We start from the raw sequence: 26,776 nt of genomic DNA, 5'->3' as shown, positions 1-26,776 counted from the left end.
CAGCGGGACCTTGTCACACCGTTAAATCGACCTCAAATCTCCCTCGGCACCGGTCGTGGACACATGCATCCGCAGCCGCACCCCGGACATCCCCGACATCCCCGAGGTCTCGGCAGTGACGAGTTCGAGCCCGCCGCCGGCGCTCTCGGCCACCGAGCGCGCGATATCGAGTCCGAGCCCGGTGGATCCCCGGTCGCTGCGTCCACGCGCCAGCGCTTCGGGCGAGACGCCGTCTCCGGCATCGAGCACGTCCAACAACACCGTCGTGCCCGCCAGGCCGAGGCACACGGCGAAGGCGGTTCCCTCGGGTGTGTGGGCAAGGACGTTCTCGACCAGTGCGTCCACGGCGTCGGCGAGATCCTCCCGTGCGGCACGCACGTGGAGGTCGCCGTCGGCGATCGACACGTCCACGTCGCGGCCCTGGTCCTCGGCCAGGGGCTGCCAGAACGCGACTCGCGAGCTGACCACCTCGCGTGCGTCGCAGCGCGGATGGACGCCTTCGCGTTGCGGGCGGCGAGCGTCGCGGATCACCTGGGTGAGCGTCCGTTCCAGGGCGGCCACGTGGGCTTCGAGCTCGGTGGTCAGCTCGCCGGGCGGCAACGCCTCGACCGACAGACGTATCGCGGTCATCGGTGTGCGCAGGCGATGGGACAGATCGGCGATGGTCTCGCGTTCGGACGCCAGCAATTCGTCGATGCGGTCGGCGAGTGCGTTGAGCTCGATGGCCACCTGCGCGACGTCGCTCGGCCCGGTGGTCGGTGCCCGCGCCAGCAGGTCACCCCGACTGAGCCGCTCCGCGGTGGCAGCCGTCTGGCGCAGCGGGCGGACCAGGCGCCGCGAGGTCACCTCCGCGGCAAGCCCGGCGAACGCCAGCAGGAACACCGCGGCGCCGGCGATCAGCAGGTAGCGGTCACGGACCTCGTCCTGAACGTGATCGGCAGGATTGACCGCGTACACGGTGTCGCGTCCCTGGGGACCACCGACCGACACCGTGGCCACGGTGTCTCCTGCGGTGGTCCGGGTGGTCTGCGGGGTGGATACGTTGTCCAGATCGGTGTACCGGGGGTCGCGGTCATGCTCGTGGTGCGGGCGCGCACCGGTCGCCGGCGGGGTCTCGACACCGGCGGGCAGAGCCGCCCCGAGCACGTCGCCGTCGCCCATCACCACAGTCACCTGGACGCGGGAGCGGTCGTTGGCGCGGGCGAGGTACTGGGCGAGGAGTTCGTCGTCGAACTGTCCCGTGCTCAGGTAGTCGGCGCTCGCCTGCGCGGCGTCCCGGGCCTCCTCAGCGGCGTGGTCGTAGACGGTGGTGCGCATCATGACTGCGATCGGGATGCCGGCCAGGACGATGATCAGCAACGCGATCCCGATGGCCAACAAAAGGATTCGTGCCCTCAGGCTCATCGCGGCTCCTCGGGGTCGACGAGTTTGACCCCGACGCCGCGCACGCTGATCAGATAGCGGGGGGTGGCGGCGGTCTCGCCCAGCTTTCGTCGCAACCAGGACAGGTGGACGTCGACGGTGCGGTCACCCCCGCCCCACGGCATATGCCAGACCTCGGCGAGGAGGCGAGACTTGGAGATCACCTCACCGGGGTGCTGCATCAACAGTGCGAGCAGGTCGAACTCCTTGCGCGTCAGCTCGATCTGCCGCCCGTCGAGCGTCACGGTACGCCCGACCTGATCGAGGCGCAGACCACCCACCGACAGCCCGCTGTCGACAGGCCCGGTGCCCAATCGACGCAGCACCGCCCGGATTCGGGCGTCCATCTGTGCGGCCGAGAACGGTTTGACCAGGTAGTCGTCGGCACCGGCGTCGAGAAGTCGGATGATGTCGCGCTCGTCGTCCCGCGCCGTCGCCACGATCACCGGGAGGTCGTCATGCATCGCCCGGGTGACGGCGAGGACGTTGGCGCCGTCCATGTCGGGCAGACCGAGGTCGAGCACCACCACATCAGGCCGCGCGGCACCGAGCTCGGCGATCGCGGCGACCCCGGAGGCGACCGGATTCATCACGTGGCCGAGATCGGTCAGCCCGCGCGTGAGCGCAGTGCGGATGGCGCTGTCGTCCTCGACCAGTAGCACTTGAGCCATCTCGATCGTCGTCTTCCTGCGTGTCGGTGCGCCGGGGCCCGCGGATATCGGCGTCGAAAGCTCACTCTATAGACCATGGCGGACAGTGCGATTGCCGACGACTCGGCGCGGCGTCGACGGCGTCCCCGGTTGTCCGACGAAGTGTCGGCATATATGCGTGAACTCATCGTCTCCGGCCGACTGCGTCCGTGCGAGTTCATCCGGCCGGAGAACGTCGCCGAGGAACTCGGCGTGTCGGCGACGCCAGCGCGCGAGGGCCTGCTGTCGCTGCAGAGCGAGGGGATGCTGCGGGTGCAACCGCGCCGCGGATTCATGGTCGCGCCGCTGAGCAGTACCGACATCTCCGATGTCTTCACCGGCCAGAGCTCTCGTCGGCGGCGAGCTCACCGCCCCGCGCGACCGATCGGATCGAGGAGACCGACCTCGTTGCGCTCGAGACGATCCAGGCCGATCTCGAGGCGGCCGTCGATCGCGGCGACAACGACGAGGTAGAGCGCCTCAACCACGAGTTCCACCGAGGCATCTATGCGGCGGCCGGTTCACCCACACTCGTGGATGATCTCGTCCTCCCTGAGTTACGCCCCGCGGCGATTCTTCGCCTCGGTCGAGGGTTGGCCGCAGGCGTCGGCACAGGATCACCGGGCGATCATCGATGCCCTGCGCCGCCGTGACGCCGACGCCGCTCGCACTGCCATGAGCGATCACATCCGAAAGGCCGGACGGCTGTTGGCGCAGCGCCGAGATCAGTGATCGACCGAGGCCAGGATGCGCTCGGCACGGGCCACCACCGGGGCGTCGACCATGTGACCGTCCACGGCCACATGGCCGAATCACCTGATGAGGCAGCCGCGACAATCGAACGCGCCCAGGCGATCTCTTCGTCGGTTGGGGGTGAGGCACTCATGCACCGTGGGAACCCGCGACGGGTGGATACACAACTCACCCGTCAGGCCGAGCCGGGCGGCATGACGCACGTCGTCGGCCAGGACCTCCGGCTCGCGCAGTGCCGTCGTGACTCCGTCGATCGGCGCGGCCTTGCCTGCGGCGGCGCTCGCCGTCACCAGCGAGGACCGCGTGAACAGCAGCGCCTCACGATCATTCGGGTCGACGCCGAGCTCAACTAGCACGGCCACGAACTGCTCACCGTCACCACCGACGTGGTCAGTGGAGCCAAGGCCGACGCCATGTTCGGGCGCGAGGGCCACAGTACGTTCACCCTCACTCTGGATACCTACGGCGACTGGATTCCGGAGGAGGGCGGCGGCGCGCTCAACGACCTGCCCGAGCCGTCCGTGCCGGAAAGCGCTGCGGCCCAACCAGAACCGACCAACGTGATCCAGCTATTCGGTAGATGACGCAGCCAGACTGCGGACAAAACAATGACGACCTATGGCGCGGGCTCGGTGGTCATCAGGGTGGTGCCGAGGGAGCCCCCGCTGACCAAGTCGATGGTTCGCAAATTGAAGACGACGACAGTGTCGTCGGACGCGCGGTAGCCGACCGCGCATTCGATTCCATATGTCAAGTCTTGGATAGGGTTCGGCTCGCCGTCGTCGTCCCAGGTTCCATCAGGTACCGACTGCTCACGTTTCGCGGTTACCTTCCCCGTGATTGTCCATGCCTTCGTCTCGCGGGTATCTGACGCGGGTGGTTGTTCGGCGTGCAAGTCGGAGAAGGCAATCGATGTCACGGTGGTGTGTGAGTAGTCCCAGCCGATAGCGCTCACGCCCTGCGGTGCGCCATTGAAGCTGGCGTGCTTCCGAATAGCGTCAGTACATGCGTCCGTAACTCTGGATTCAAGCGGCTCCTCTCCATCGCACGCGCAGAGAGACAGCGCGAGGAGTGTGGCCGACAATCCGGCGAAGCACGCACGAGCGGCAAGTCGGTGGGTGTTGACGTGCACCTCGCGAATCGTGCCACGGAAGACCCGATTGGGCGCACCGTTGGGTAGCACGGGGGTGGCATTTCACCCGTTCGAACTACAGGTCCCACGGCAACAGCCCGTCTACCAGCGGTTATACGTGCCCCCAGTCGGACTCGAACCGACACTGTGCGGATTTTAAGTCCGCTGCCTCTGCCAATTGGGCTATAGGGGCCGCGCTGAACAGCATGCCAGACCTGCCCGCACCGTCGATCCTGTGGTCCCAACGGAGTACTCACCGTTGACTCGGTGACTTAATAGCGTTAACTTAACGGCGATAAGTCACTGACTCCTCGTGGGGGAACCATGCTGACCCGAATCACCACCATCGCTGTATCCGCGCCGAAACGTGTTCTGGCCGTGCTGTTCCTGATCCTCATCGGGTGCGGACTCTACGGGGCCTCGGCGGCCGGGCACCTGCTCTCGGCGGGATACGAAGACCCGAACTCGGAATCCGCGCGGGCCACGGCCGTGGTCAACGAGACCTTCGAGCGCGGCGGTCCGCAACTGGTGTTCAAACTCGACGGCCCAGCAGGCGTCGACATGTGGGGCGATCCCGCGGCGGTCGCCCTCGGACGCCAGATGGTCACCGACCTGGCCGCGACCGACCATGTGCAACAACCGATCCTGTCGGTGTGGCAACAACCCGCGCTGGCGCCCGCGTTGTTGAGCACCGATCGCTCGTCGGCGCTGATCGTGGCCACCATCGATGGCGGTGACGCCAACGCACCGGCGTACGCGGAGGACATCGAACAACGCTTCGTGGGGGAGCACGACGGCATCACCGTCCGCGCGGGCGGGCAGGCGCTGGTGTTCGGCCAGGTCAACGAACAAACCACCAAGGATCTCGCGATGGCCGAGGCGATCGCCATCCCGATCAGTTTCCTCGTCCTGATCGTGGTGTTCGGCGGTCTCGTCGCGGCGGCCCTCCCGATCGTCGTCGGCATCATCGCCATCGTGGTGACGTTCGCATTGCTGCGTCTGGTCGGGTCGATCACCGACGTCTCCATCTTCGCGCTCAACCTCACCACCGCACTGGGTTTGGCGTTGGCCATCGACTACACCCTGCTACTGGTGACGCGCTATCGCGAAGAGGTCGCCGCCGGCCGGGACCGGCGAACCGCGATCTTCATCATGATGAACACCGCCGGGCGCACGGTGGCGTTCTCCGCGGTCACGGTGGCGCTGTCGATGTGCGCGCTCGCGGTGTTCCCGATGTACTTCCTGCGGTCCTTCGCCTACGCCGGTCTGGGGGTCGTCGTCATCGCGGTCCTCGCGGCGCTGATCGTGACGCCCGCCGTACTCACACTCCTCGGTGCCCGCATCGATGCGCTCGACGTGCGGCGCGGTATCCGCAGGCTCCGGGGACAGGATGAACCGGCCCCGGTGCCGATCGAACAGAGCCGGTGGTATCGGTTCGTCGGGTGGGTGCTGCGGCATGCCGCCCCGGTCGCGGCCGCGGTCATCGCGTTTCTCGTCATCCTGGGCGTGCCCTTCCTCTCGATCACCTTCGGATTCCCCGACGACCGGGTTCTCCCGCAATCGGCGAGCACTCACCAGGTCCAGGAGGAGATCCGCGACCAGTTCACCGACGACCTGAGTTCGACGCTGACCGTGGTGATCTCCGGGCCGGCCGACGACCAGGCGCGCGCACGGTACGCATCGGAGCTGTCCCGAGTGGACGGGGTGACCTCGATCTCCGGCGGCGTGGGAAGCTTCGTCGACGGCAACCAGGTCGCGCCGCCCGATCCCGCCGACAACCGGACCGGCGCCGACGGCCAGGTGACCTCACTGGTGACGATCTCCAGCGAGGTGCAGCCGCTGACGCCGCAGGGGGCCGACCAACTCGAGGCGCTCCGGGCGGTACCGACACCCGCGGGCCTCGACGTCGGCATCACCGGGATGCAGGCGGCCAACACCGACACCGTCGACTCGATCTACGCCCACCTGCCGTGGGTGCTGCTGATCATCGCCGTGGCCACGTTCATCCTGCTGTTCCTGTTCACCGGCTCGGTGGTGCTGCCCTTGAAGGCGTTGGTGCTCAACATCCTGTCGCTCTCGGCGACCTTCGGGGCGATGGTCTGGTTCTTCCAGGACGGGCACCTCGACGGCCTCGGTACCACCGCAACCGGATACCTCGTCGCCACCATGCCGGTGCTGATGTTCTGCGTCGCGTTCGGATTGTCGATGGACTACGAGGTGTTCCTGCTGGGACGCATCCGGGAGGAATGGTTGTCCTCCGACCGCACCCGGGCGGCCAACGATCACGCGGTCGCCGTCGGTATCGCCCGGACCGGACGAGTCGTCACCGCCGCGGCCCTGCTGATGAGCATCGTCTTCGCCGGGATTGCCGTGTCGGAGGTGTCGTTCATGCGTATGTTCGGGGTGGGACTGACGCTGGCCGTTCTGATGGATGCGACGATCATCCGGATGCTGCTCGTCCCCGCGTTCATGCGTTTGGCGGGCCGCTACAACTGGTGGGCGCCGCGCCCGCTGCGGGCACTGCATGATCGCATCGGATTGTCCGAAGAGGGGGCCGCCGGACAATTCGACCAGCCCGGTTTCGATGAGCAGGAGAACAGTGACCAGGTCCCACCGACGAAGTCGGTCGCCCCGCGGGTCGGGTGAACTCCTCGCCGAGGAGATCATCGACGCGGCCACCGAGCTGCTGCTCGACGAGCGGGACGCGGCGGGCGTGTCGATCCGTGCGGTGGCGACGCGGGTCGGGGTGACGCCGCCGTCGATCTATCTGCACTTCGCCGACAAGGACGCATTGCTCGACGCCGTCTGTGCGCGGTACTTCGAACAGCTCGACGATCGTCTGGTGGCCGCGACCATCGGCGTCGACGACCCGCTAGAGCGGGCGTTGTGCCTGGGCATGGCATACGTGCGGTTCGCCGTGTCGACCCCGGTGTTGTACCGGCAGGCGTTCTCGGCGACCACGATCGACACCACCACCAAGGTCGACGAGGTGCTCGCGGTCTCGGCGTTCGTCCGGGTCACCGAGACGATCAACGAGGTCGCCGAGGCCGGGATCTTCGATCCTGCGGACGTCGGCGACATCGTGCTCGAGTTGTGGTCGACCGCCCACGGTCTCGCCTCGCTGATGATCGCCAAGCCCACGTTGAGCTGGGGTGAGGACTTCGACCGTGCGGAGGTCACGCTGCGCGCGGTGTGTCTGGGTCGAGCGGTCATGGGGGTCACCGGATGCGAGCAGCCGCACGAGTTGCGACGGCTGCTCGCCGCTCTGCGACGCTGATCGCGGCCCATACGGACATATCGGTCAGGTGTCGACTCGCCCCATGATGGTCAAGAAAAGGTAAAGTCGGAACTCAGGGGGCGACTTCCGCGTTGGTCACAGCAGAGTTGGTCACAGCAGAACAGTCCCGTCCACACACGATGTGGCACGACGTCCACTCAGGTTCAGATAGGGAGCAGCAGTGCGAGACAGTAGCAATCCGGTGATGCGCGGCGTGGTCCGCGACAATCAGACTGCCGGCGGCTATGCGGGCTTCGGAACCGGCGCCGCCGGAGCCGGCCAGGCCGCGATGTTCAACCAGTACGGACAGCCGACCCAGCCGTATACCCCGGCCCCGCCCACGACACGGCAACTGACGATCGACGACGTCGTCACCAAGACCGCGATCACGCTCGGCGTGCTCTCGATCTCGGCGATCGTGGCCTACTTCCTGTGCGCGTCCAACGAAGCCCTCGCCGGCCCGCTGGCCGGCGTGGGTGCGATCGTCGGCCTGATCCTCGTCCTCGTCGCGAGCTTCGGCCGCAAGCAGGACAATCCCGCCATCGTGCTCGCCTACGCGGTGTTCGAGGGCTTGTTCGTCGGCTCGATCTCGTATGTCTTCGGCAACTGGGTCATCGCCGACAGCGCCAACGCCGGCGCGCTCATCGGTCAGGCGGTGCTCGGCACCTTCGGTGTGTTCTTCGGCATGCTGGTCGTCTACAAGGTGGGCGCGATCCGTGTCACGCCGCGATTCACCCGCATGCTGTTCGCCGGTCTGATCGGCGTGATCGTGCTCATGGTCGGCAACCTGATCCTCGGCCTGTTCACCCAGAGCGCGGGCATCCTGCGTGACGGCGGACCGATCGCCATCATCTTCTCGCTGATCTGCATCGCGATCGCCGCGTTCAGCTTCCTCATCGACTTCGATGCCGCGGACCGCTTGATCCGTGCCGGTGCGCCGTCGCGGGCCGCATGGGGAGTCGCCCTCGGTCTGACCGTCACCCTGGTCTGGCTCTACGTCGAGATCCTGCGACTGCTGAGCTACTTCCAGTCGGACTAGTCACCAGAGCACAGAACCCCGCGTCCGGATTCCGGAGGCGGGGTTCTGTCGTTGATCGGGTCTGGTCAGCTCAAACGCTCGAGCACCATCGCCATGCCCTGCCCGCCGCCGACGCACATCGACTCGATACCGAAGGTCTTGTCGTGGGTCTGCAGATTGTTCAGGAGCGTGGTGGTGATGCGGGCACCGGTCATGCCGAACGGGTGGCCCAGCGCGATCGCCCCGCCCGAGACGTTGAGCTTGTCGTGGTCGATGCCGAGGACATCGGCGGATCCGAGAACCTGCACCGCGAAGGCCTCGTTGATCTCGACGAGATCGATGTCGGACAGCGCCATGCCGGACACCTTGAGGACCTTGCGGATGGCCTCGATCGGGCCGAGACCCATGATCTCCGGTGAGAGTCCGGTCGCGGCCGTGGCCACCACACGCGCGAGCGGGGTCAGTCCGAGCTCCTTGGCCTTGGTGTCGCTCATGATGACCAGCGCCGCGGCACCGTCGTTGAGGGGGCAGGCGTTGCCGGCGGTGACGGTGCCGTCGGGCCGGAACACCGGCTTGAGCTGGCTGATCTTCTCGTACGTGGTACCCGCACGAGGGCCGTCGTCGGTACTGACGACCGTGCCGTCGGGCAACGTGACCGGGTCGATCTCGCGCTCGAAGAACCCGGACTTGATGGCCTCCTCGGCCCGGTTCTGACTGCGCACACCCCACCGGTCCTGGTCTTCACGGGAGATGCCGGTGTACGAGGCGACGTTCTCCGCGGTCTCGCCCATCGCGATGTAGACGTCGGGGAGGACGCCGTCCTCGCGCGGATCGTGCCACGCCGGGGCGCCGCCCTCGGCGGTCTTGGCGGTGCGGGCGATGGCCTCGTCAAAGACGGGGTTTTTCGAATTGGGGGCCCCGTCGGCTGCGCCGGAGATGCCGAAGCTCGACACGCTCTCGACACCGCCGGAGATGAACACGTCGCCCTCGCCTGACCGGATCGCGTGCAGGGCCATGCGCGTGGTCTGCAGCGACGACGAGCAGTAACGGTTCACGGTGACGCCGGGGATGTGGTCGTGGCCGAGTTCGACGGCCAGGACGCGACCGATGTTGTAGCCACCCTGGCCACCGGGCTGGCCGATTCCCCAGTGGATGTCCTCGATGTCCTTGGGATCGAGTTCGGGGACCTTGGCGAGGGCGGCGGCGATCATCTGCCGGGACAATTCGTCCGGACGGATGTCCTTGAGGGATCCCTTGGCGGCGCGGCCGATCGGGGAGCGTGCATGGGCGACGATGACGGCTTCAGGCATGTGGCCCAGGTTACGTCACCCACTCCGACGTCGATGAATCGTGGTGTGTCAATCGATGTCGCGCGCACGACGCAACAGCCGATCCATCAGCTTGCTCGACTTGACCGTGGGCGACACCTCGGGAAGCTGGGGGAGGGGAGCCGGTCCCCATTCCCCGATCGCGGCAAGGGTTTCCGGGAGCAGGATGTCGGCGGCCAGCTCGTACCCGTCGGCCGACGGATGGAACCGGTCGACGGAGAACATGCGGTCGGGGGACTGACGGAAATGGTCGGAGAGGAGATCGGCCAGTGGCACCGGCCGTCCACCGGCCCCGCGGACCGCGGCCTTCTGCCGGGCGGCGAGGCGCGCGCCCCACAGGCGCAGGAGGGTGCGCAGCGGCTGCGGTATCGCTGTGATGGCACCCAGGTCCGGGCACGTACCGACCACGACCTGGGCGTTGACGGCACGCAGTCGCCGCACCGCCTCGCCGAGTCGGGAGGCCGAGGCGCGGATCCCGTTGCGGGCGGTCACGTCGTTGGCGCCGATGAGGATGACTGCGATGTCGGGACGATGACCGGCGATCAGCATGGCGTCGATCTGGGCGGCCAGCCCCTTGGACGTGGCCCCGACGATGGCCTTGTTGCTGTAGCGCACCACGTTGTCGGTGTCGACGGCGATGCGCCGCGCCAGTCGTGCGCCGGGCGTCTGGTCAGGGGTGTCGGCGCCGAGTCCGGCGGCCGTCGAATCCCCGAAGACCGCCAGGTTCAATTCGACGACGTCGCGGTTCTCGCGGGTCACCCGGTACGGCCCGCTGCCATCGGGGCGGTAGATGCCGTCGCCGTTGGGGGCGTTGTCGGTGCGGTGCGGGATGACCGTGCGAGCCTTCTGGGCCTGCCATACCAACAGGTTGTAGCCACCCCAGGTGATCCCCGCCGCAGCGGACGTCGCAGCTGCGGTGGCGCCCAGATCACGCAGGAGTCGGTGGTCGCTGGAGCGGGTACCGGACACGTCAGCCAGCTTAGTGGCACCACGAGTGGGCCCTGCCCCGATGTCGGTTTCCACGGCGCCGAGCGACTCTGGGACGATGGAGGCATGCGCATCGCCAATTCTGTCGTCGACCTGGTGGGCAACACGCCCCTGGTCCAGCTCAACTCGGTGGTCACTCCCGGTTCCGGGCTCGTCGCGGCCAAGGTCGAATACCTCAACCCCGGGGGCAGCAGCAAGGACCGGATCGCCCTGCGGATGATCGAGGCCGCCGAGAAGTCCGGCGAACTGCGCCCCGGCGGCACGATCGTCGAACCCACCTCCGGCAACACCGGCGTCGGTCTGGCGCTCGTCGCGCAGCGGCGCGGTTACAAGTGCGTGTTCGTGTGCCCGGACAAGGTCGGCGAGGACAAACGCAACGTCCTGCGCGCCTACGGAGCCGAGGTGGTGGTGTGCCCGACGGCCGTCGCGCCCGAGCACCCCGACAGCTACTACAGCGTTTCCGACCGCCTCGCCCGCGAGATCGACGGCGCGTGGAAGCCCAACCAGTACGCCAACCCGGCCGGACCACAAAGCCACTACGAGACCACCGGTCCGGAGATCTGGGCCGACACCGACGGCAAGGTCACCCACTTCGTCGCCGGCGTCGGCACCGGCGGCACCATCACCGGCACCGGCCGCTACCTCAAGGAGGTGTCCGGCGGCGCGGTGAAGGTGATCGGCGTCGATCCGGAGGGCTCGGTGTACTCCGGCGGCACCGGCCGGCCCTATCTCGTCGAGGGGGTCGGCGAGGATTTCTGGCCCGAGGCCTACGACCCCAGCGTGCCCGACGAGATCATCGCGGTCTCCGACGCCGACTCCTTCGACATGACGCGCCGATTGGCCCGTGAGGAGGGACTGCTCGTCGGTGGGTCCTGCGGCATGGCCGTGGTGGCGGCACTGCAGGTGGCGCAGCGTGAAGGTCCCGACGCCGTCGTCGTCGTGCTGCTGCCCGATGGCGGCCGCGGCTACATGGCGAAGATCTTCAACGACGAGTGGATGAGCAGTTACGGATTCCTGCGCACGCCACTGGACAGCACCAGGCCGGAGCCGCTCGTCGGCGACGTGTTGCGCGGCAAGACCGGAGCCCTGCCGGATCTGGTGCACACGCATCCGTCGGAGACCCTGCGTGACGCCATCGAGATCCTGCGCGAATACGGCGTCTCCCAGATGCCGGTGGTCGGCGCCGAGCCTCCGGTGATGGCCGGCGAGGTGGCCGGTGCGGTCACCGAGCGGGATCTGCTCAGTGCCGTGTTCGAGGGCCGCGCGAGCCTCGCCGATCCGGTGTCGGCGCACATGGGAGAACCGTTCCCGCTCATCGGTTCCGGCGAGCCGGTGTCGGCGGCCACCAAGGCGCTCTCGGACACCGACGCACTCATGGTGGTCGAGGACGGCAAGCCTATCGGCGTCATCACCCGCCACGATCTGCTGGCCTTTGTCAGCACCCATCCCACCATCACCGCCGGTTAGGTCCGGCGAGTCCACCAGCTCAGCGAGGAGGAGTTGCACGTGAGTGACAGTCAGGACAGCACTGATCGTCAGGACACCGGGCGCCGCCGGGGGTTCGCCACCGACGCGATCCATGCCGGGTACGAGCCGAACCCGCTCAACGGCGCCGTCAACGTCCCGATCTACGCGAGTTCGACCTTCGCCCAGGACGGTGTGGGCGGCATGCGCGACGGATTCGAGTACGCCCGTACCGGAAATCCGACGCGTCGTGTCCTGGAGGCGAACCTGGCGGCCATCGAACGCGGCACGTACGGACGGGGTTTCGCCTCCGGTATGGCCGCCACCGACGCCCTGCTGCGGGCCTCGCTGCGGCCCGGCGATCACCTGGTCATCCCCAACGACGCATACGGCGGCACCTTCCGCCTGATCGACAAGGTCTTCACCCAGTGGGGGATCGACTACTCCGTCGCGCCGGTGACCGACGTCGATGCGATCCGTTCAGCGATTACTCCCGCCACCAAGTTGGTGTGGGTGGAGACTCCCACCAACCCATTGCTCAACGTCGGTGACATCGAGGAGATCGGGGCCGTCGCCCACGAGGCCGGGGCGAAATTGGTGGTGGACAACACCTTTGCCACGCCGTACCTGCAGCAGCCGCTGACCCTGGGCGCCGACGTGGTGCTGCATTCGACCACCAAGTACCTCGGCGGACACTCCGACGTGGTGGGCGGGGCGCTCATCACCGACGACGCCGAACTCGACGAGAAGATCGCCTTCCTGCAGAACGGCGCGGGCGCGGTGCCCGGACCGTTCGACGCCTACCTGACGATGCGCGGCGTCAAGACCCTGGCGGTCCGGATGGAAAAGCATTGCGACAACGCCGAAGCCGTCGTCGACTTCCTGTCGAGGCATGACCGCATCGAGCGGGTGCTCTACCCCGGACTGCCGATGCACCCCGGCCACGAGGTCGCGGCCAAGCAGATGAAGCGATTCGGCGGCATGGTGTCGGTCCTGGTGAACGGCGACGTCGACGACGCGAAGAAGTTCTGCGCGCGGACCGAGGTGTTCACCCTCGCCGAATCCCTCGGCGGCATCGAATCACTCATCGAGCATCCGGGCGCGATGACCCATGCCTCGACGGCGGGGTCGTTGCTGGAGGTTCCGTCGAATCTGGTGCGGCTGTCGGTGGGTATCGAGGACATCGACGACATCCTCGCCGATCTCGAGCAGGCCCTGAAGTAAGCCGCCGCGAGACACCCGGCACAGGTAACCGGCGATGTTGCTCACCCCGGACGAGATCGGTGCGGCCGCAACCGCGCTGAGCGGTGTCATGCGGCGGACACCGATGGTGGCCTCGCGGGTGCTCTCCGAACGGGTCGGCGCCGACGTCTGGATCAAGTGCGAGAACCTGCAGCGCACCGGCTCGTTCAAGCCCCGTGGCGCCTACTACCGGATCTCGCGACTGTCGGAGTCCCAACGACGCCGGGGCGTCGTCGCGGCCAGCGCCGGCAACCACGCTCAGGGGGTGGCCTGGTCGGCGGCTCGACTCGGCATCACCGCCCGGGTGTACATGCCGGTGGGTGCGGCCCTGCCCAAGGTCGTCGCCACCCGTGCCTATGGTGCCCAGGTCGAGTTGGCGGGAGCGACCGTCGACGAATCCCTCACGTACGCAAAGGAATACGCCGACCGCACCGGCGCGGTCCTGATCCATCCGTTCGATCATCGCGACATCGTGCTCGGGCAGGCCGGAGTGGGCGTCGAGATACTCGAACAACTCCCCGACGTCACCACGGTCGTGGTGCCGCTCGGCGGCGGCGGTCTGCTCGCGGGGGTGGCCGCCGCGATCAAGCCCGACCATCCGGGGATCCGGATCGTCGGGGTGCAGGCTCGGTCGGCCGCTGCCTGGCCGGAATCACTGCGCGCCGGTCATCCGGTGGCGGCGCGGGAGATGTCCACGATGGCCGACGGTATCGCGGTCGCGCTGCCGGGCGAGGTGCCGTTCGCCCACATCCGGGAACTCGTCGACGACGTCGTCACCGTCAGCGAGGAATCGCTGGCCACGGCACTGCTGTTGATGCTCGAGCGGGCGAAGCTGCTCGTCGAACCCGCCGGTGCGGCCGCGGTGGCGGCATCGATGGACGGCGCACTCGGGGATGTGGCGGGGCAGGTGTGTGTGGTGGCCTCCGGCGGCAACATCGATCCGCTGGTGCTGAGCCACGTCACCACCACCGGTCTGAGCGCGGCAGGTCGATTCCTGACGATCACCGCGTCGGTACCCGATCGGCCCGGCGGGTTGATCTCACTGCTGGAACTGCTGCGTGAGCAGGGCGCCAGCGTCGTCGACGTGGTGCACTCGAGGGTCGCCGAAGGGCTGTCGCTGGGCGAGGTCCAGGTGACCGTCAGCGCCGAGACCCGCGGCCCCGACCATCAGGTCGCCGTGCGTGCGGCGCTGACGCAGGCCGGTTTCGTCCGCTGACCTGCGGTGCCCGGCCCTGTGGTGTCCAGGTCGGTGCTCAGCCCTGCGGTGACAGATGCGCGAAGTGGCGCAGGGTGTCGGCCTCGATGGTGCGGAACACCGGCGTCGATGCGGGATTGGAGAACGCATTGAGCGCTCGCGAGGACGGCCCGAGTTCCAGCGCGAAGGTCCACACCAGTCGTGAGCCGACGGCGGCCGGGGTGATCTCGGTGTACTCGCCGAAGCGCCGCAACCCCGGGACATTGATCGATTCCACCCTAAAAGCGTTGTGGAACTTGGTGTTCTCCGGGTCCTCGGTCCAGTCGAAGAAGTACTCGTTCAGGGTGAGGTAGCCCGGAGAGAGCACCGCCCGTCGCGTGGTGCCGACGCCGTAGGGGGCCGGTGAGGTGAAGTCGATCGACTTGATCGGCTTGCACCAGTCCAGCGTGTTCTGCCGGGTCAGCTCCGCCCATGCCCGTGCGGGCGTCACCGGGATGTTCACATCGATGCGAAACCGGATCGGGGCGGTGTCGAAGAAGTCGAGTTCGAACGGTTCGAGGTCGTAGCTGCGCGCCATGACACGACAGTAGTCATGACGCGGTGCTCGACGAAGCAGGTTGCGGTGACGGTGTGCCGTCGTCCACTACCCTGGCGGGGTGGGGCCGGAGCAGCAGACCATCATCGGGCTACTGGGCCCGGTGGCGGTCATCACCGCGGCCGGGCCCGAGAGTGGTGCGCTGCCGGAGGATTCCGCGATCGCGGTGGTGCCCGGCATCCGCGCCAAACGCCTGCTGACCTCGCTGGCACTGGCCGGCGGCCGGACCCGGTCGGCCGAGCGACTCATCAACGATGTGTGGGGCGATACCCCGCCACGATCACCGGCGTCGGCGCTGCACACCCAGATCTCGCGGCTGCGAGGCCTGCTCGGTGCCGCGCACATCGAGGCATCCGGCACCGGATACCGACTGGTGGGATGCCGGACCGATCTCGATGTGGTGATGGCCTGCGCCGCTGATGAGGATGCGACGTCACTGGCGGATGCGATGGGCTGGTTCCGGGGTACGGCCGGCGACGATCTCGGAGCCGACGGTTCCGATGAGCTGATCGAGCAGGTGCGGACTCGTGCCACCGAGGTCGCCGACGCCCTCGATCGTCGTCGCGGTGGTGCCGCGATGGCCCGGGGGGATTTCGATCTGGCACGATCGATCGCCGAAAAGCGTTGCCGGACCGACATCCTCGACGAGTCTGCGCATCTGGATCTGATGCGCGCGCTGGTGGCGATGGGCCGGGGCACCGACGCGATCTCGGTGTACGCCCGACTACGGCGGGCGCTCGCGGCCGAACTCGGCGTCGACCCGGGTCCGCAGATCTCGGCGTTGCATGACGAACTGCTCGCAGGCGCTGCACACGACGGCCTCACCCCGGCCGGTGACTCCGCGAGTCCGCGGCGTGGCCGCTCATCCGGATTATTCTCCGAGACAACAGGTCTGATCGGTCGTGCCCGCGACGTCGAGGCGATCGACGCACTGCTGGGGACGCACCGGTTGGTGACGGTGCAGGGCCCCGGTGGCGTCGGCAAGACGCGGGTGGCCAACCGGGTGGGGCATCGGCGCGTCGACGCCGGCGACAGCGTGCACTTCGTGCCGTTGGCGCCGATTCGCAACGACGACGACGTCGTCCCGGCCATCGCGGCTGCGCTCGGCGTCGGCGAGGCCGAGCTGACCGGCAGTGGTCGTCCCCGTCGGGCCGTCGGTGATCTGCAGGAGCGGCTGCTCGACGCGCTGCGCGGCCGGCGGGTCCTGCTGATCCTGGACAACTGTGAGCAGGTCATCGACCGTTGCGCCCGCCTCGTCGCCGATCTCCTCGCCGCCGATCCGGCGCTACGGGTTCTGGTCACGAGTCGTTCACCGTTGATGCTGCCCGCCGAGCAGATCTACCTGTTGCCGGTGCTCGACGTCGAGGGTGGCGGTGCGGCAATGGAATTGTTCGTGACCCGGGCGGTCGCGGTCCGGCCGGGCGCCGACCTGGATCCCGCCGCGGTGGCCGGACTCTGCCGTCACCTCGACGGATTGCCGTTGGCCATCGAACTGGCCGCCGCGCGGATCCGGACGATGACGGTGGACGAGATCGCCGGCCGGTTGGCCGAGCGGTTCGCGTTGTTGCGCGGAGCCGATCGCAGCGCACCGGACCGGCACCGCACGTTGTACGCGGTGATCGACTGGAGTTGGGATCTGCTCGACGACGACGCCCGGGCCGCCCTGCGTCGTCTGTGCCGGTTCCCGGCGGGGTTCACCACCGACGCGGCCGAGATCGTCACCTGTTTCCGGGGAGTCCGCCTCGACGACGCGCTGGCGTCGTTGGTGAACCAGTCGCTGTTGACCGTCGCAGAGGAGGGCGGTCATGTGCGGTATCGCATGTTGGAGATGGTGCGCGAATTCGGCGAGGGCAAACTCGCCTCCGACGCAGGCGAATCCGAGGATGTCCGGGCCGGGATGCGCCGTTGGGCGCGGTCGCTGGCCGCTGACGTGATGACGTCGTACGAGGACGGCGTGGACGAGGAGTTGATCGGCGCCGTGGCGGCCGATGCGGAGAATCTTGTCTGGGTGCTCCGCGACTGCGTTGACGCGCTCGAAGCCTCGCAGTCCGATCTCCCTGTGCAGTCCGATCCTGCCGTGCAGTCCGATCCGGTGCCGTCCGGTGCCACGCCGGGTGCCGACGGCGCGGTCGACACCGCGGTGGTCAACACTGTGGTCACGGTGTTTCCGATCCTCGCCGGCTTCTGGATGGCGCGAGGACTGCATGCGGAGGTGATGAACTGGGGCGGAAGGCTTCTCGGTGTTCTACCGCCCCCGCCTGTGCTGGTCGCCGACACCGCGGTGCGCCGGGCGTGGCAGGCCACGCTGCTCATGTCGATGGCGCACCGGGTGCTTCATCACGACCTGCGGGCACTGGCGACCGGCCGCTACTATCTGCGGCGGTTGTTCCGGGCTGACCTGACCTATCTGTCGACGACCGATTTCGTCACCGCATGTGTGCTCAGCCGCACACCGATCGCAGCGCTGCGCCACATCGTACGGGCAACCCTCTCGGCGGACGCCGCGGTCTCGACGGCGGCGTTGTCGGCGCGAATGAACCTGCGGGAGAACCTCGGTCAGCTCGACGGGGCGCTCGCCGACGCGCTGCAACTGCGTGAGGTGGCCGCCCCGCGGGATGTCTGGCTGTCGGGGATGGCGCAGGTGCGGATCGCGAGTATCCATGGCCAGCAGGCGCAGTGGCGAACCGCCGTCGAGTTCTACCGGGTGGGCGTGGTCGACCTCGTCCGGCTCGGCGCCTACGAGGACGAGATACAGGCCCGCGTCCACCTCGTCATCACGCTGGTGGCCCTGGGTGAATTGCAGGATGCGGCAACGGAGTTGGCGATCCTGTCGGAGGGATGGACGCCCGCCGACCCCGATCCGCAGGCGAACCCGGAGATGGCCGCGGGAATCCTGCTGTCGCATGCGGAATACGCACTCGCCCGCGGCGAGGTGGACACGGCCGGCGACCTCTACCGGCGCACCATGGCGTTGCTGCGCCGCGATCATCCGATCGGTGCGGGAGATCCGAGTGTGGCCATGATGGTGGCGATGGCCGAGGTGGGATTGATGCGGTGCGGGCGGGCGCGGCAGGCCCGCGGCTTCGTGCCGATGATCGTCGACGGGTTGGTGTCGACCTACACCGGCGGATGGTTCGACGTGCCGCAGGCGGGGAGCATCGTCCTCGCCGCCGGCTACGTGCTCCTCGACGATCCGCGCACACACGACGACGGGGTGCGACTGCTGATGCTGTCGCGGCGGATGGGGGCACGCCGGGACAGCCTCGGTCTGTACCTCGTCGATCGTGACATGCGTGAGCTGTCGGAGGTGGATTCGGTCCGGTGGGACAACGAGATTCGTGACGTCGAGCGCATACGACGACGCCAGGCGGCCGCAGAGGTGCGGACCATCCTGGCGTCGTTCCGTGATGCGGATCAGGCGTTGCGCATATAGGCGCGCACCGCGAGCGGGGCGAAGATCACGGTGATGATCAACGCGCCGAGCAGGGCCCACACGACGTGGATGGTCGCCTGTCCGTTGGCGGTCAGATCACGAACCGCGGTGACCAGGTGGCTCACCGGGTTGGCGTTGACGAATCCCTGCAGCCACCCCGGCATGGTGCTCACCGGGACGAAGGCATTGGACATGAAGGTCAGGGGGAACATGATGAGCAGCGAAATGCCCTGCACCGCAGAGGCTTTGCTCATCAGGCAGCCCATCAGGGCGAAGATCCAGGACACCGCGAAGCTGCAGATCATGACGAGCAGGGCCGAGGCGATCGCGCCGAGCGCGTCCGGACGCCAACCCAGGATGATGCCCATCACGATGGTCAGCGTGCTGGCGATCAGATAGCGGATCACGTCGGCGAGCAATGCCCCCGACAACGGAGAGATCCGCGCGATCGGGAGCGAGCGGAATCTGTCGAACACGCCCTTGTCCATGTCCTCGCGGAGTTGGGTGCCGGTGACGATCGACGTCATGATCACGGTCTGCACCATGATGCCGGGAATGATCACCGGCAGGTAGGCGTGGACATTACCGCTGATCGCCCCGCCGAAGATGTAGGTGAACATCAAGGTGAACACGATCGGCTGGATCGTCACGTCGAAGAGTTGCTCGGGGTTGTGCCGGATCTTGAGCACGCCGCGGTAGGCCATGGTGAATGACTGACGGATCGTCTCGACGAGGCTGACCGAGCGTTTGGCCTGGCCGCGGACGTCGCGGGTGGTGATGGCCTGGGGAACGGATGTGGGTGCGACGGTGGTGGTCATCCCTGATTCTCCTCGTTCGCATCGTGATCGGAGGTGCCCTCGGTCTCGGCGGGTTTGCCGGTGAGAGTGAGGAACACCTCGTCGAGGCTGGGTTTCTGGACGGTGATCTCGTCGACGGTGATGCCGTCGGCGCGCATCGCGATGAGGACATCGGGAACGAGGTCGGGGCGGTGCAGCGATGCCGAGACCCAGCCGGCCTCGGCCGAGAGAGCGGCCGGTTCACCGAGGACCCGTTCGACGATCTCGGCCACCCGCGGCGCCGCGGCGCGATCGGCGGGCCTCAGCTGCAGGGTGGCCGAGCCGACCGAGTTCTTCAGCGCGTCGGCGGTGTCGTCGGCGATGACGCGACCGTGATCGATGACCGCGATGCGGTCGGCGAGTTGATCGGCCTCGTCGAGGTACTGGGTGGTGAGCAGCACCGTCGAGCCGTTCGCGACGAGTCGGCGGATGGTGTCCCACATCTGCGCCCGGGTACGCGGGTCGAGGCCGGTGGTGGGTTCGTCGAGGAACAGCAGGGGCGGAGTGTCGATGAGGCTGGCGGCGAGGTCGAGTCGTCGTCGCATGCCGCCGGAGAAGTCCTTGAGCGGACGGTCGGCGGCCTCGGTGAGGGAGAACTCCTCGAGGAGTTCGGCGGCGCGGGCCTTGGATGCCTTGCGGGACAGTCCGAGGAGGCGGGCGAAGACGACCAGGTTCTGGGTCGCGGTCAGGTCCTCGTCGACCGACGCGTACTGCCCGGTGACGCCGACGAGCGACCGCACCGCGACCGCGTCGTCGACGACGTCGAAACCGAAGACCTTGGCGGTGCCGGCGTCCGGTTTGAGCAATGTGGCCAGCATGCTGACCGTGGTGGTCTTCCCGGCGCCGTTGGGGCCGAGGACGCCGTACACCGATCCGGTGGGGACGACGAGATCGACGCCGTCGACGGCGCGGTTCGATCCGAATGTCTTGACCAGCCCGTGGGCCTCGATGGCGAGGTCGGTCCCGAAGGTCCCGTCACTCACCCGGGCCGGGCCGGCGGTGGTTGCTGATGTCATGTCAACCACTATGAACCGTGCCGCTGTCGTCGTCCTTACGTTCGCTTACGCGCGCCGACAAACGGTGTAATCGCGGTGCCCCGGCGGGTCAGCGCAGGTCAGGCGGCGGTCGGCAGCGGGCTGGTCGGCAGGTCGGCGCCGTAGCGGATGACCGATCCGACCGTCCCCAGTCGTCGTTCGACGGTCAGGATCGCCGCGGCGAGTTGTTCGGGGTCGTCGACGTCGGCGACCAGGGCGACCGTGTGGCCGTTGTTGCCGAGCATGTACGGGACGACGTCGGCGTAACTGGCGCTGACGATGGCCACCGGGACATCGGTGTCGAACAGGGCGTCGGCGTAGCCGCGGACTGCGGGATCGTCGGTGAGGACGATCATCGGGATCTCGGGGGTGTGCTTGTGAATCCGCATCGGGGTCTCCTTTCGTTGCGGGACCGATAAGTCCGATGAGTCCACCATGAACCCGCAGGTTGATGGTGATCTGGACCACGCCTGTGGATTGGCTGTGTGTGGGTGGCGGGCCTGTGGAATTTCCCGGAGGTGGTCGGGCGAATCGGGCTTACGCTGCCCGGCATGGGACGACGACACCACACCACACCGAAGAAGACCCGAGGCCGTCATGCCGGCCGTGACACCGGCCGACGGCGCCATGCCGCCGACCACCGCGAAGTACGGCGCGTGCCGTGGACGGTGACATCGGTCGCCGAGATACAGACCCGACTGGCCGGCGCGCACGACGAACTGGGCGAGGAGTGGTACTCCTACCTGCTCCCGCTGCAACGACGGATGTCGTCGGTGGAAGCGATGCTCGAAGACCTCGACGAGTCGGAGTTCGGGGCGGTCGACGATCAGGACCGGCTGATCGGGGAACTCGGCGACATCGTCGAGATGATCCGCCTCGCGTCGCTGCGTGCGGTGCACTCGGTCAATGCGGTCGACACGCTCGAACGCATCACCCCGATCTGGGTGCCCGAGCATGTACTCACGTGTCTCGGCGAGGCACCCCGAGGTGAGCCCGGCGTGACCACCGCCGTGGCGGAACTCGGGCCGGCCGGCCTGCTGCTCTTCGAGAAGTCACCGCAGCGCTTTCGCGAGATCCTGCCCGCCGACGCTCCGGAGATGCCGGAGGTCGACGTCGACGGAATCCTGTGGTGGACGAAGGAGAATGCACCCCTGGTGGTGGTCGCGCCACTCACACGCAGTCGTGACCTGGACTGGATTCGCGGCGCCGGATGGAAGAGATCCGTGCTCGTCGAGGCCACCTGCTTCGATGTGCCGTTGGCCGCGCGGCGTCGCTTCAACGACGCCGACGCCTCGATCGTGGAGCTGATGCAGAGGATTGGAAAAGCGTTGCAGGACAACGTCATCTCGGTGCGTTCCGATGGCGATTCCGATGCGCTCGGCGACAATGCGACAACGCCGCCGCTCCGGCTGCTCGACGTGGCGTGAGCGCATCGCGTGGGGGAGCCCGGGCGTTCGGTGCCGCACGACGCGGGGACGGCGGGCATTCGAGGGGCGGACCGCGGGCCTTGTTCTACAATGAAGCACATGTCCGAAGTCGGTATTCGTGCCCTGAAACAGAATGCGTCGGCGGTGGTGGCCGCGGCCGCTGCGGGCGAGACCGTCACGATCACCGATCGCGGCCGGCCGGTGGCGCAGATGACGGCCATTCCGGCGTCACCACTACGCCGTCGGCTTCAGGGCGGAACCGCCCGGCCCCCTCGTCGGGCCCTCCGGGATCTACCGGAACCGTTACCCGGTCCGAATCTGTCGGAGGCGCTGGCGGCCATGCGTGACGACGAACGGTACTGACGCAGCGTGGCGCACTACGTTGACACCTCGGCACTGGCCAAACTTGTTGTCGCAGAGACGGAGACGGTCGCTCTGCGTCGGTGGATGGCCGCCGATGAACGGGTGCTGGTGTCCTCGGATCTGGCGCGTACCGAATTGCTCCGCGCGGTACGTCGGGTGGCGCCGGACCTGGTGATCCAGACGCGCGCCGTTCTGGATGCCGTGATCCTGATGACCATGGGAACTGATGTCTTCGACGCTGCCGGACTGTTGGACCCCGCGGTGATGCGGTCCCTCGATGCGCTGCACCTGGCCTGTGCACTCGACCTCGGCGACGATCTCGAGGCGATCGTGACCTATGACGACCGACTGGCCGCGGCGGCTCATGCGCTCGGGGTCGCCACCGTAACGCCGAGCTGACCTACTCGAGCTGACCTACCCCGAGGTGACCGGCCGCGCGCGCGGTGACTTCGGCCATCACGGCCTGGCCGACGGCGTTGTAGTGGACCGACGGATTCTGCAGACGGGTATCTCAGCGCAGGCTTTCCTGTGTGACCGTGTCCATAGGCTCCGTCCGCGCCATATCGACCAAATCGGACACAGGCCGCGTAACGTAATTAGAGCGGTCGATTTGATCGGGTGCTATCAAATAGCTCCGAGAGGGGAAGCATTCGGTCGAATGACCGCGCGGCCGGTTCTGTCGGACCTCCTGAGCAGTGTGTGACGCCAGGCGGAGCCGACTTCCCGGGCGCCGCCCTGAGAAGGAGAACTCATCATGACCGATCCCCAGAATCCCGTTCAGCCGCAGCAGGGTTCGGAGCCGTACGGACCCGCCCCCCAGGATGGTGTGCCTCAGTCCGGTGTGCCCCAGTACGGCGCACCTCAGTACGGCGCACCTCAGTACGGCGCACCCCAGTACGGTGCACCTCAATACGGTGCGCCCCAGCAGCCGATGCCTGTGCCCAAGAAGCGGAAGCGGAAGTGGCCGTGGATCGTTGGTGCGCTGGTGGTGCTGTTCATCATCATCGTCGCGGCGGTGTCGGCGGGCGGGTCGGACGACTCCGCGTCGTCGGGCACCTCGGGTGGGCCGGCGACCGCCACCGAGGAGAACGGTGACCAGGCTGCGGGTCTGAACACGCCGGTGCGGGACGGTAAGTTCGAGTTCGTCGTCACCGGCGTCGAGAAGGGTCTGGCCAGTGTGGGTGACAATCCGTATCTGACCGAGCAAGCGCAGGGGCAGTTCGTGGTGGTGACCATGACGGTCAAGAACATCTCCGACCAGGCGTATGGATTCTCGCCGTCGGATCAGAAGCTGTTCGACGGTCAGGGTCGTAGCTTCGAGCCCAGCACCTCGGCCCAGATCGCGCTCGGCGGATCGGATATCCCCGTGTGGGACAACATCAATCCCGGTAACACGGTGACCGCGAAGGTGGTCTACGACATGCCCCAGGACGCCGTGCCGGCGAGCATCGAACTGCACGACTCCGCGTTCTCGGGCGGGGTGACGGTCAATCTGGCCTGAGCGATGCTGTGCTCGATGGCCTTCCGTCCGTGATGGGTGGGAGGCCACCGGGCTTGTGCGCGTTCATGACCCGGGTTCGGTCCTCAGTGCACGCGGGGGTCAGTCCCTTCTCGGGCATGAATCTCATGAGATTTTGAATGGTCTTTGCAGCAGTACGTGGCCGCTTTGTGCGCGGGCGGACCGTCATCGCTGAATGGCGCTCGTTGGTTCAGGTTCAACACTCGCTCCATTGTGTGCACGGACGTTCACCACCGAAGCTTGTGCACGCACGTGCACAAGAGTTATGGTGCACGAACGTGCACATGGTGAGCAGCAGTAGGAGAGGAGTTCGCATGTTTCGCACACCGCGTGAGGCGGGGATCGTCCTCCGGAGCCTCCGTGAGGATGCCGGGCTGTCGCAAGCGGCTCTGGCCGAGCGCGCCGGAGTATCGATGCGGTGGTTGCTGAACTTCGAGAACGGCAAACCGTCGGTGGACATGTCGAAGGTGATGGACGTCTACTCGGCGCTGGGTTACGCGTTCGACGTTGTCGCCGATCCCGCCTTCCCCGCTTCTGGTGACAACGAGGACCCTCGATGACGAACGTGCTCCTGGTCTACATGGATGGCGTCCTCTGCGGGCGTCTGCTGCAATCCGCCGCCGGTGACCTTCGCTTCGTGTACGACGATGACTACCGCTCACGCGCCGACGCGACGCCTATCTCGCTGTCGATGCCGCTCTCCATTGCAGAGCACCGCAGGCGAGCGGTGTTGCCGTATTTCAACGGGCTCATCACCGACAATGCCGCTGCCCGCGAGGCGATCGCTCGTCGATTCGGAGTCGCCGCCGGGAACCCTTTCGCGATCCTCGAGCACACCGGGGAAGACGTGGCCGGAGCCCTGCAAATTGTCCCCGAGGGGCGCGACTCCTCGGATGCGGTGCTGACCCGAGGGCGCTATCGCGAGCTGACCGATACCGAGGTCGCGTCCCAATTGCGGGCGGTGATCGACGAATATCGCGATGGGCGTTCCGCCGCTGCGGTATTGGGAAGGTTCAGCCTCGCCGGCGCACAGCCAAAGACAGCGCTGCTCCGCACCGGCGGCGGAATGTGGGCCGAACCGCTCGAGGCCACCCCGACCACCCACATCCTCAAGCCGACCGCCGGTGGGTTCCGGCGCCTCGACGTCGTGGAACACATGACGATGCGGGCGGCGGCGATCCTCGGACTTCCGGTGGCTGTGAGCGAAGTACACGTGTTCGACAACATTCCCACGATCGTGATCGAACGCTACGATCGGGCGTTTCGCGACGGACAGTGGTGTCGACTCCATCAGGAAGACCTAGGGCAGGCGCTTGCCGTCGCACCGGACAAGAAATATCAGCGCCATGACGGTGGCCCGGGTGTCGGTGATGTCGCGCGCCTATTCCGGGGACTTCCGCGCCCTGCCGAACGAGCGCCAGCGTCGTGGGCGTTCTACCAGGGCCTGATGTTCAACACCGTGATTCAGGGCACCGATGCGCATATCAAGAACTACTCGGTGATGCTTGATCGGACGTCGGTGCGAATGGCGCCACTCTACGATCTCGCGACCTACGCGCCCTATCGCACCCCGGACAGCCCGACATACTCCGCAATGCGGATCGGTAAAGAGTATCGATTCGACGCCATCGGCACGAAGCAATGCCTGGACGCCGCAAGGCAATTGGCGGTTGACCCCGAGCGGGCGATCGGCCTCCTCGATGGGCTGCGTGCCGACGCCCCCGGCGCGTTCGAAGCGGCCCGCGACGAACTGAGTCATGTCGACGTGGCAACCCGGGAATTCGCGACGTCCGTCGTCGACAGTGTGGCGACTCTGCCGCTACTCCGGAGAAACTGACGCCGGCGGTTCCAGGTGCGGTGTTGCCGACGACTACCCGTCGAGCCCGAGAACCTCGCGGGCCTGCGCCATCGGAATCCGTTCCTGCTCCAGCCTGATCGACGGACCGAAGGTCGCTTCGACGAGCGCCTGATAGGTCTGGGCCTCGGCGTCGGTCAGGCGTGGCAGCGATCGGGTGACCTGATGCGGTTCGGTGCCCCAGGAACGTCGATGGGCCAGCAGGGTGTCGGAGTCCATCAGGAACGACTCCGCGTGGCCGATGGTGACGCGGACCCGATCGAGAATGGCGAACCCGTGAGTGTCGAGATCACCCCAGTACCGAATTCGCTTGTCACGCAACCAGGTCAGTGCGCCGATCGCGACGGCCGCGTACCCGCCGCCGAAGAGGACGGCGGCGTCGGGCACGTCGGGGAAGGACAGGTACGTCGCCAGATTCTCGACGATGTAGACGGTCGAGACACGCAGTGGGGTACGGGCGAGGTCGACGGCGCGCACCTCGACGTCGTCGAATCCGGCGATCGGCGAATCGATGTCGTGATCAAGCATCCGGAACCGGATGCGGGTGTCGGCGGTGGCGAATCCGAAGCGGCCGGCGATGCCCGGCTCGGTGGGACGCATCAGGTCGGATTCGACCACCAGCGCCCCGAGTTCGAGCAGGATGCGGTGGTGGGATTCGATGAACTTGGTGTCGATGCCGGGCGCATCGATCTCTCGTAGTCGCCGGCCACTGCCGGCGTTGTCGACGATCCAGCGCAGCGCCACCATCAGCGCGGCGAAGTCGTCGGCGTGGGCGAGTGCCCGATGCGGTTTGTCCGCGACCCAGTCGCGCACCCGGGGAGCCCACGCCGCCGATTCGAGAAGCCGGTCGTGGGTGGCGATCTGACGCGTGGTGCCGAGCAGCCGGGACAGGTCGGCGAGATCGTCCACCCGTACGCGTGCGGGCAGGGTGGTGACCCCGAACCGCCGCCCGCCGACGGTCTTGTCGATGACAGTCAGCGGGTGTTGTCGACGTGCGTTGTGCCACAGTCGAACCCACGCGCCGACATCGTCGAAGCGTTCGCCGAGTTCGCCGACCTTGGGGCCGCGGATCGGCAGGTCGAGCACCTCGAACGGTGCGTGATGTGCGCGGGCGCGCAGGAATTCGCCGCGATCCCACCGGCGACGGAGCCTGCCGACGATGTCGTCGGGGGTCGTCCACTCCGTCATCGGGGCGGTCTCAGTCATC

Annotated in this window: 25 protein-coding genes, 1 tRNA gene and 2 pseudogenes; 16 read left to right on the top strand and 12 right to left on the bottom strand. The window is 67.3% G+C overall.

Features of this window, described 5'->3' with window-relative positions:
- Positions 1 to 21 precede the first annotated feature (21 nt).
- Both ABLE92_RS01635 and ABLE92_RS01630 read right to left on the bottom strand, forming a co-directional pair.
- A complete protein-coding gene (locus ABLE92_RS01635; protein WP_348802772.1) occupies positions 22 to 1,404 on the bottom strand; it encodes a HAMP domain-containing protein in 1,383 nt (460 codons plus the stop codon).
- Positions 1,401 to 2,093, bottom strand: a complete 693-nt coding sequence (locus ABLE92_RS01630) for a response regulator transcription factor (RefSeq protein ID WP_348802771.1) — start codon at positions 2,091 to 2,093, stop codon at positions 1,401 to 1,403. Before ABLE92_RS01630 ends, ABLE92_RS01635 begins: the two co-directional genes overlap by 4 nt.
- 75 nt (positions 2,094 to 2,168) lie before the next feature.
- Here ABLE92_RS01630 and ABLE92_RS01625 point away from each other — a divergent pair.
- From ABLE92_RS01625 to ABLE92_RS01615, 3 genes and pseudogenes are all read left to right on the top strand, one after another.
- Positions 2,169 to 2,399: pseudogene (locus ABLE92_RS01625) on the top strand (GntR family transcriptional regulator); the annotation flags it as partial.
- A gap of 2 nt (positions 2,400 to 2,401) precedes the next feature.
- Positions 2,402 to 2,590, top strand: a pseudogene (locus ABLE92_RS01620) (hypothetical protein); the annotation flags it as partial.
- A gap of 58 nt (positions 2,591 to 2,648) precedes the next feature.
- Positions 2,649 to 2,843, top strand: coding sequence for an FCD domain-containing protein (locus ABLE92_RS01615; RefSeq protein WP_348802770.1), 195 nt, complete (start codon positions 2,649 to 2,651; stop codon positions 2,841 to 2,843).
- 80 nt (positions 2,844 to 2,923) lie between these two features.
- Here ABLE92_RS01615 and ABLE92_RS01610 read toward each other — a convergent pair whose 3' ends face one another.
- The 3 genes from ABLE92_RS01610 to ABLE92_RS01600 all read right to left on the bottom strand — a co-directional run bounded on the left by ABLE92_RS01610 (position 2,924) and on the right by ABLE92_RS01600 (position 4,189).
- Positions 2,924 to 3,298 (bottom strand): hypothetical protein, encoded by a 375-nt coding sequence (locus tag ABLE92_RS01610; RefSeq protein ID WP_348802769.1) that lies wholly within the window; start codon positions 3,296 to 3,298, stop codon positions 2,924 to 2,926.
- A gap of 182 nt (positions 3,299 to 3,480) precedes the next feature.
- Entirely contained in the window at positions 3,481 to 3,996 is a 516-nt protein-coding gene (locus ABLE92_RS01605; protein WP_348802768.1) for a hypothetical protein, read from the bottom strand.
- Positions 3,997 to 4,115: 119 nt separating this feature from the next.
- A tRNA-Leu gene (locus ABLE92_RS01600) sits at positions 4,116 to 4,189 on the bottom strand.
- A gap of 131 nt (positions 4,190 to 4,320) precedes the next feature.
- Between ABLE92_RS01600 and ABLE92_RS01595 the strand changes: the two genes are divergently transcribed.
- The 3 genes from ABLE92_RS01595 (at position 4,321) to ABLE92_RS01585 (ending at position 8,312) form a co-directional block, all read left to right on the top strand.
- On the top strand, positions 4,321 to 6,642 hold the full coding sequence (locus tag ABLE92_RS01595; protein ID WP_348802767.1) for an MMPL family transporter: 2,322 nt from the start codon (positions 4,321 to 4,323) through the stop codon (positions 6,640 to 6,642).
- Positions 6,596 to 7,273, top strand: a complete 678-nt coding sequence (locus ABLE92_RS01590) for a TetR/AcrR family transcriptional regulator (RefSeq protein WP_348802766.1) — start codon at positions 6,596 to 6,598, stop codon at positions 7,271 to 7,273. Before ABLE92_RS01595 ends, ABLE92_RS01590 begins: the two co-directional genes overlap by 47 nt.
- Before the next feature lie 181 nt (positions 7,274 to 7,454).
- Positions 7,455 to 8,312 carry a Bax inhibitor-1/YccA family protein gene (locus ABLE92_RS01585; RefSeq protein ID WP_348802765.1) on the top strand — a complete coding sequence of 286 codons (858 nt, stop codon included), beginning with the start codon at positions 7,455 to 7,457 and terminating at the stop codon, positions 8,310 to 8,312.
- A gap of 65 nt (positions 8,313 to 8,377) precedes the next feature.
- Here the strand turns inward: ABLE92_RS01585 and ABLE92_RS01580 are convergent, their stop codons facing one another.
- Both ABLE92_RS01580 and ABLE92_RS01575 read right to left on the bottom strand, forming a co-directional pair.
- Complete coding sequence (locus ABLE92_RS01580; protein ID WP_348802764.1) at positions 8,378 to 9,601, bottom strand: acetyl-CoA C-acetyltransferase; 1,224 nt, start codon at positions 9,599 to 9,601, stop codon at positions 8,378 to 8,380.
- Positions 9,602 to 9,649: 48 nt separating this feature from the next.
- Positions 9,650 to 10,588 carry an SGNH/GDSL hydrolase family protein gene (locus ABLE92_RS01575; protein ID WP_348802763.1) on the bottom strand — a complete coding sequence of 313 codons (939 nt, stop codon included), beginning with the start codon at positions 10,586 to 10,588 and terminating at the stop codon, positions 9,650 to 9,652.
- A gap of 84 nt (positions 10,589 to 10,672) precedes the next feature.
- Between ABLE92_RS01575 and ABLE92_RS01570 the strand changes: the two genes are divergently transcribed.
- From ABLE92_RS01570 to ilvA, 3 genes are read left to right on the top strand one after another with little or no spacing between them, the layout of a single operon-like run.
- Positions 10,673 to 12,073: a cystathionine beta-synthase gene (locus tag ABLE92_RS01570; RefSeq protein WP_348802762.1), complete on the top strand. Its 1,401-nt coding sequence runs from the start codon at positions 10,673 to 10,675 to the stop codon at positions 12,071 to 12,073.
- Positions 12,074 to 12,112: 39 nt separating this feature from the next.
- Complete coding sequence (locus tag ABLE92_RS01565) at positions 12,113 to 13,294, top strand: cystathionine gamma-synthase (protein WP_348802761.1); 1,182 nt, start codon at positions 12,113 to 12,115, stop codon at positions 13,292 to 13,294.
- A gap of 34 nt (positions 13,295 to 13,328) precedes the next feature.
- Positions 13,329 to 14,528 carry a threonine ammonia-lyase gene (gene ilvA, locus ABLE92_RS01560; RefSeq protein ID WP_348802759.1) on the top strand — a complete coding sequence of 400 codons (1,200 nt, stop codon included), beginning with the start codon at positions 13,329 to 13,331 and terminating at the stop codon, positions 14,526 to 14,528.
- A 37-nt stretch (positions 14,529 to 14,565) separates the two neighbouring features.
- On the opposite strand, the gene ABLE92_RS01555 is transcribed toward ilvA, so the two are convergent.
- On the bottom strand, positions 14,566 to 15,084 hold the full coding sequence (locus ABLE92_RS01555) for an SRPBCC family protein (RefSeq protein ID WP_348802757.1): 519 nt from the start codon (positions 15,082 to 15,084) through the stop codon (positions 14,566 to 14,568).
- Between the two features lie 79 nt (positions 15,085 to 15,163).
- Here ABLE92_RS01555 and ABLE92_RS01550 point away from each other — a divergent pair, with 79 nt between their 5' ends.
- Entirely contained in the window at positions 15,164 to 18,535 is a 3,372-nt protein-coding gene (locus ABLE92_RS01550; RefSeq protein WP_348802755.1) for an AfsR/SARP family transcriptional regulator, read from the top strand.
- Here the strand turns inward: ABLE92_RS01550 and ABLE92_RS01545 are convergent.
- The 3 genes from ABLE92_RS01545 to ABLE92_RS01535 all read right to left on the bottom strand — a co-directional run bounded on the left by ABLE92_RS01545 (position 18,517) and on the right by ABLE92_RS01535 (position 20,794).
- Positions 18,517 to 19,353 (bottom strand): ABC transporter permease, encoded by an 837-nt coding sequence (locus ABLE92_RS01545; RefSeq protein WP_348802754.1) that lies wholly within the window; start codon positions 19,351 to 19,353, stop codon positions 18,517 to 18,519. The two genes, ABLE92_RS01550 and ABLE92_RS01545, sit on opposite strands and share 19 nt — an antisense overlap.
- Entirely contained in the window at positions 19,350 to 20,387 is a 1,038-nt protein-coding gene (locus tag ABLE92_RS01540; RefSeq protein ID WP_348802753.1) for an ATP-binding cassette domain-containing protein, read from the bottom strand. Before ABLE92_RS01540 ends, ABLE92_RS01545 begins: the two co-directional genes overlap by 4 nt.
- Before the next feature lie 98 nt (positions 20,388 to 20,485).
- The gene (locus ABLE92_RS01535) at positions 20,486 to 20,794 is read right to left on the bottom strand and encodes a hypothetical protein (protein ID WP_348802751.1); all 309 of its coding nucleotides are present in this window, start codon (positions 20,792 to 20,794) and stop codon (positions 20,486 to 20,488) included.
- A gap of 162 nt (positions 20,795 to 20,956) precedes the next feature.
- Here ABLE92_RS01535 and ABLE92_RS01530 point away from each other — a divergent pair, with 162 nt between their 5' ends.
- The 6 genes from ABLE92_RS01530 (at position 20,957) to ABLE92_RS01505 (ending at position 25,551) form a co-directional block, all read left to right on the top strand.
- Positions 20,957 to 21,832 (top strand): hypothetical protein, encoded by an 876-nt coding sequence (locus tag ABLE92_RS01530; RefSeq protein WP_348802750.1) that lies wholly within the window; start codon positions 20,957 to 20,959, stop codon positions 21,830 to 21,832.
- Between the two features lie 99 nt (positions 21,833 to 21,931).
- The gene (locus tag ABLE92_RS01525) at positions 21,932 to 22,195 is read left to right on the top strand and encodes a type II toxin-antitoxin system Phd/YefM family antitoxin (protein WP_348802749.1); all 264 of its coding nucleotides are present in this window, start codon (positions 21,932 to 21,934) and stop codon (positions 22,193 to 22,195) included.
- Between the two features lie 6 nt (positions 22,196 to 22,201).
- Positions 22,202 to 22,594 (top strand): type II toxin-antitoxin system VapC family toxin, encoded by a 393-nt coding sequence (locus ABLE92_RS01520; protein ID WP_348802748.1) that lies wholly within the window; start codon positions 22,202 to 22,204, stop codon positions 22,592 to 22,594.
- A 355-nt stretch (positions 22,595 to 22,949) separates the two neighbouring features.
- A complete protein-coding gene (locus ABLE92_RS01515; RefSeq protein ID WP_348802747.1) occupies positions 22,950 to 23,696 on the top strand; it encodes a DUF4352 domain-containing protein in 747 nt (248 codons plus the stop codon).
- 332 nt (positions 23,697 to 24,028) lie between these two features.
- On the top strand, positions 24,029 to 24,274 hold the full coding sequence (locus ABLE92_RS01510; protein WP_348802746.1) for a helix-turn-helix domain-containing protein: 246 nt from the start codon (positions 24,029 to 24,031) through the stop codon (positions 24,272 to 24,274).
- Complete coding sequence (locus ABLE92_RS01505; RefSeq protein ID WP_348802745.1) at positions 24,271 to 25,551, top strand: HipA domain-containing protein; 1,281 nt, start codon at positions 24,271 to 24,273, stop codon at positions 25,549 to 25,551. The genes ABLE92_RS01510 and ABLE92_RS01505 overlap by 4 nt, the downstream gene beginning before the upstream one ends.
- Positions 25,552 to 25,584: 33 nt before the next feature.
- Here ABLE92_RS01505 and ABLE92_RS01500 read toward each other — a convergent pair whose 3' ends face one another.
- The gene (locus tag ABLE92_RS01500) at positions 25,585 to 26,775 is read right to left on the bottom strand and encodes a Wadjet anti-phage system protein JetD domain-containing protein (RefSeq protein ID WP_348802744.1); all 1,191 of its coding nucleotides are present in this window, start codon (positions 26,773 to 26,775) and stop codon (positions 25,585 to 25,587) included.
- Between the last annotated feature and the right edge of the window lies 1 nt (position 26,776).

Source organism: Gordonia oleivorans, assembly GCF_040044975.1.
Taxonomy (GTDB): Bacteria; Actinomycetota; Actinomycetes; order Mycobacteriales; family Mycobacteriaceae; genus Gordonia; species Gordonia oleivorans.
The sequence above is the reverse complement of the archived record's forward strand: the minus strand, read 5'-3'. Positions and strand labels throughout refer to the sequence as shown.

Bases quoted from the DNA above. Each gene is read 5' to 3' on its own strand.
- ABLE92_RS01635 (WP_348802772.1), bottom strand. From the start codon at position 1,404: ATGAGCCTGAGGGCACGAATCCTTTTGTTGGCCATCGGGATCGCGTTG.
- ABLE92_RS01630 (WP_348802771.1), bottom strand. From the start codon at position 2,093: ATGGCTCAAGTGCTACTGGTCGAGGACGACAGCGCCATCCGCACTGCG.
- ABLE92_RS01615 (WP_348802770.1), top strand. From the start codon at position 2,649: ATGATCTCGTCCTCCCTGAGTTACGCCCCGCGGCGATTCTTCGCCTCG.
- ABLE92_RS01595 (WP_348802767.1), top strand. From the start codon at position 4,321: ATGCTGACCCGAATCACCACCATCGCTGTATCCGCGCCGAAACGTGTT.
- ABLE92_RS01580 (WP_348802764.1), bottom strand. From the start codon at position 9,601: ATGCCTGAAGCCGTCATCGTCGCCCATGCACGCTCCCCGATCGGCCGC.
- ABLE92_RS01570 (WP_348802762.1), top strand. From the start codon at position 10,673: ATGCGCATCGCCAATTCTGTCGTCGACCTGGTGGGCAACACGCCCCTG.
- ilvA (WP_348802759.1), top strand. From the start codon at position 13,329: ATGTTGCTCACCCCGGACGAGATCGGTGCGGCCGCAACCGCGCTGAGC.
- ABLE92_RS01555 (WP_348802757.1), bottom strand. From the start codon at position 15,084: ATGGCGCGCAGCTACGACCTCGAACCGTTCGAACTCGACTTCTTCGAC.
- ABLE92_RS01545 (WP_348802754.1), bottom strand. From the start codon at position 19,353: ATGACCACCACCGTCGCACCCACATCCGTTCCCCAGGCCATCACCACC.
- ABLE92_RS01540 (WP_348802753.1), bottom strand. From the start codon at position 20,387: ATGACATCAGCAACCACCGCCGGCCCGGCCCGGGTGAGTGACGGGACC.
- ABLE92_RS01535 (WP_348802751.1), bottom strand. From the start codon at position 20,794: ATGCGGATTCACAAGCACACCCCCGAGATCCCGATGATCGTCCTCACC.
- ABLE92_RS01530 (WP_348802750.1), top strand. From the start codon at position 20,957: ATGGGACGACGACACCACACCACACCGAAGAAGACCCGAGGCCGTCAT.
- ABLE92_RS01525 (WP_348802749.1), top strand. From the start codon at position 21,932: ATGTCCGAAGTCGGTATTCGTGCCCTGAAACAGAATGCGTCGGCGGTG.
- ABLE92_RS01515 (WP_348802747.1), top strand. From the start codon at position 22,950: ATGACCGATCCCCAGAATCCCGTTCAGCCGCAGCAGGGTTCGGAGCCG.
- ABLE92_RS01510 (WP_348802746.1), top strand. From the start codon at position 24,029: ATGTTTCGCACACCGCGTGAGGCGGGGATCGTCCTCCGGAGCCTCCGT.
- ABLE92_RS01505 (WP_348802745.1), top strand. From the start codon at position 24,271: ATGACGAACGTGCTCCTGGTCTACATGGATGGCGTCCTCTGCGGGCGT.
- ABLE92_RS01500 (WP_348802744.1), bottom strand. From the start codon at position 26,775: ATGACTGAGACCGCCCCGATGACGGAGTGGACGACCCCCGACGACATC.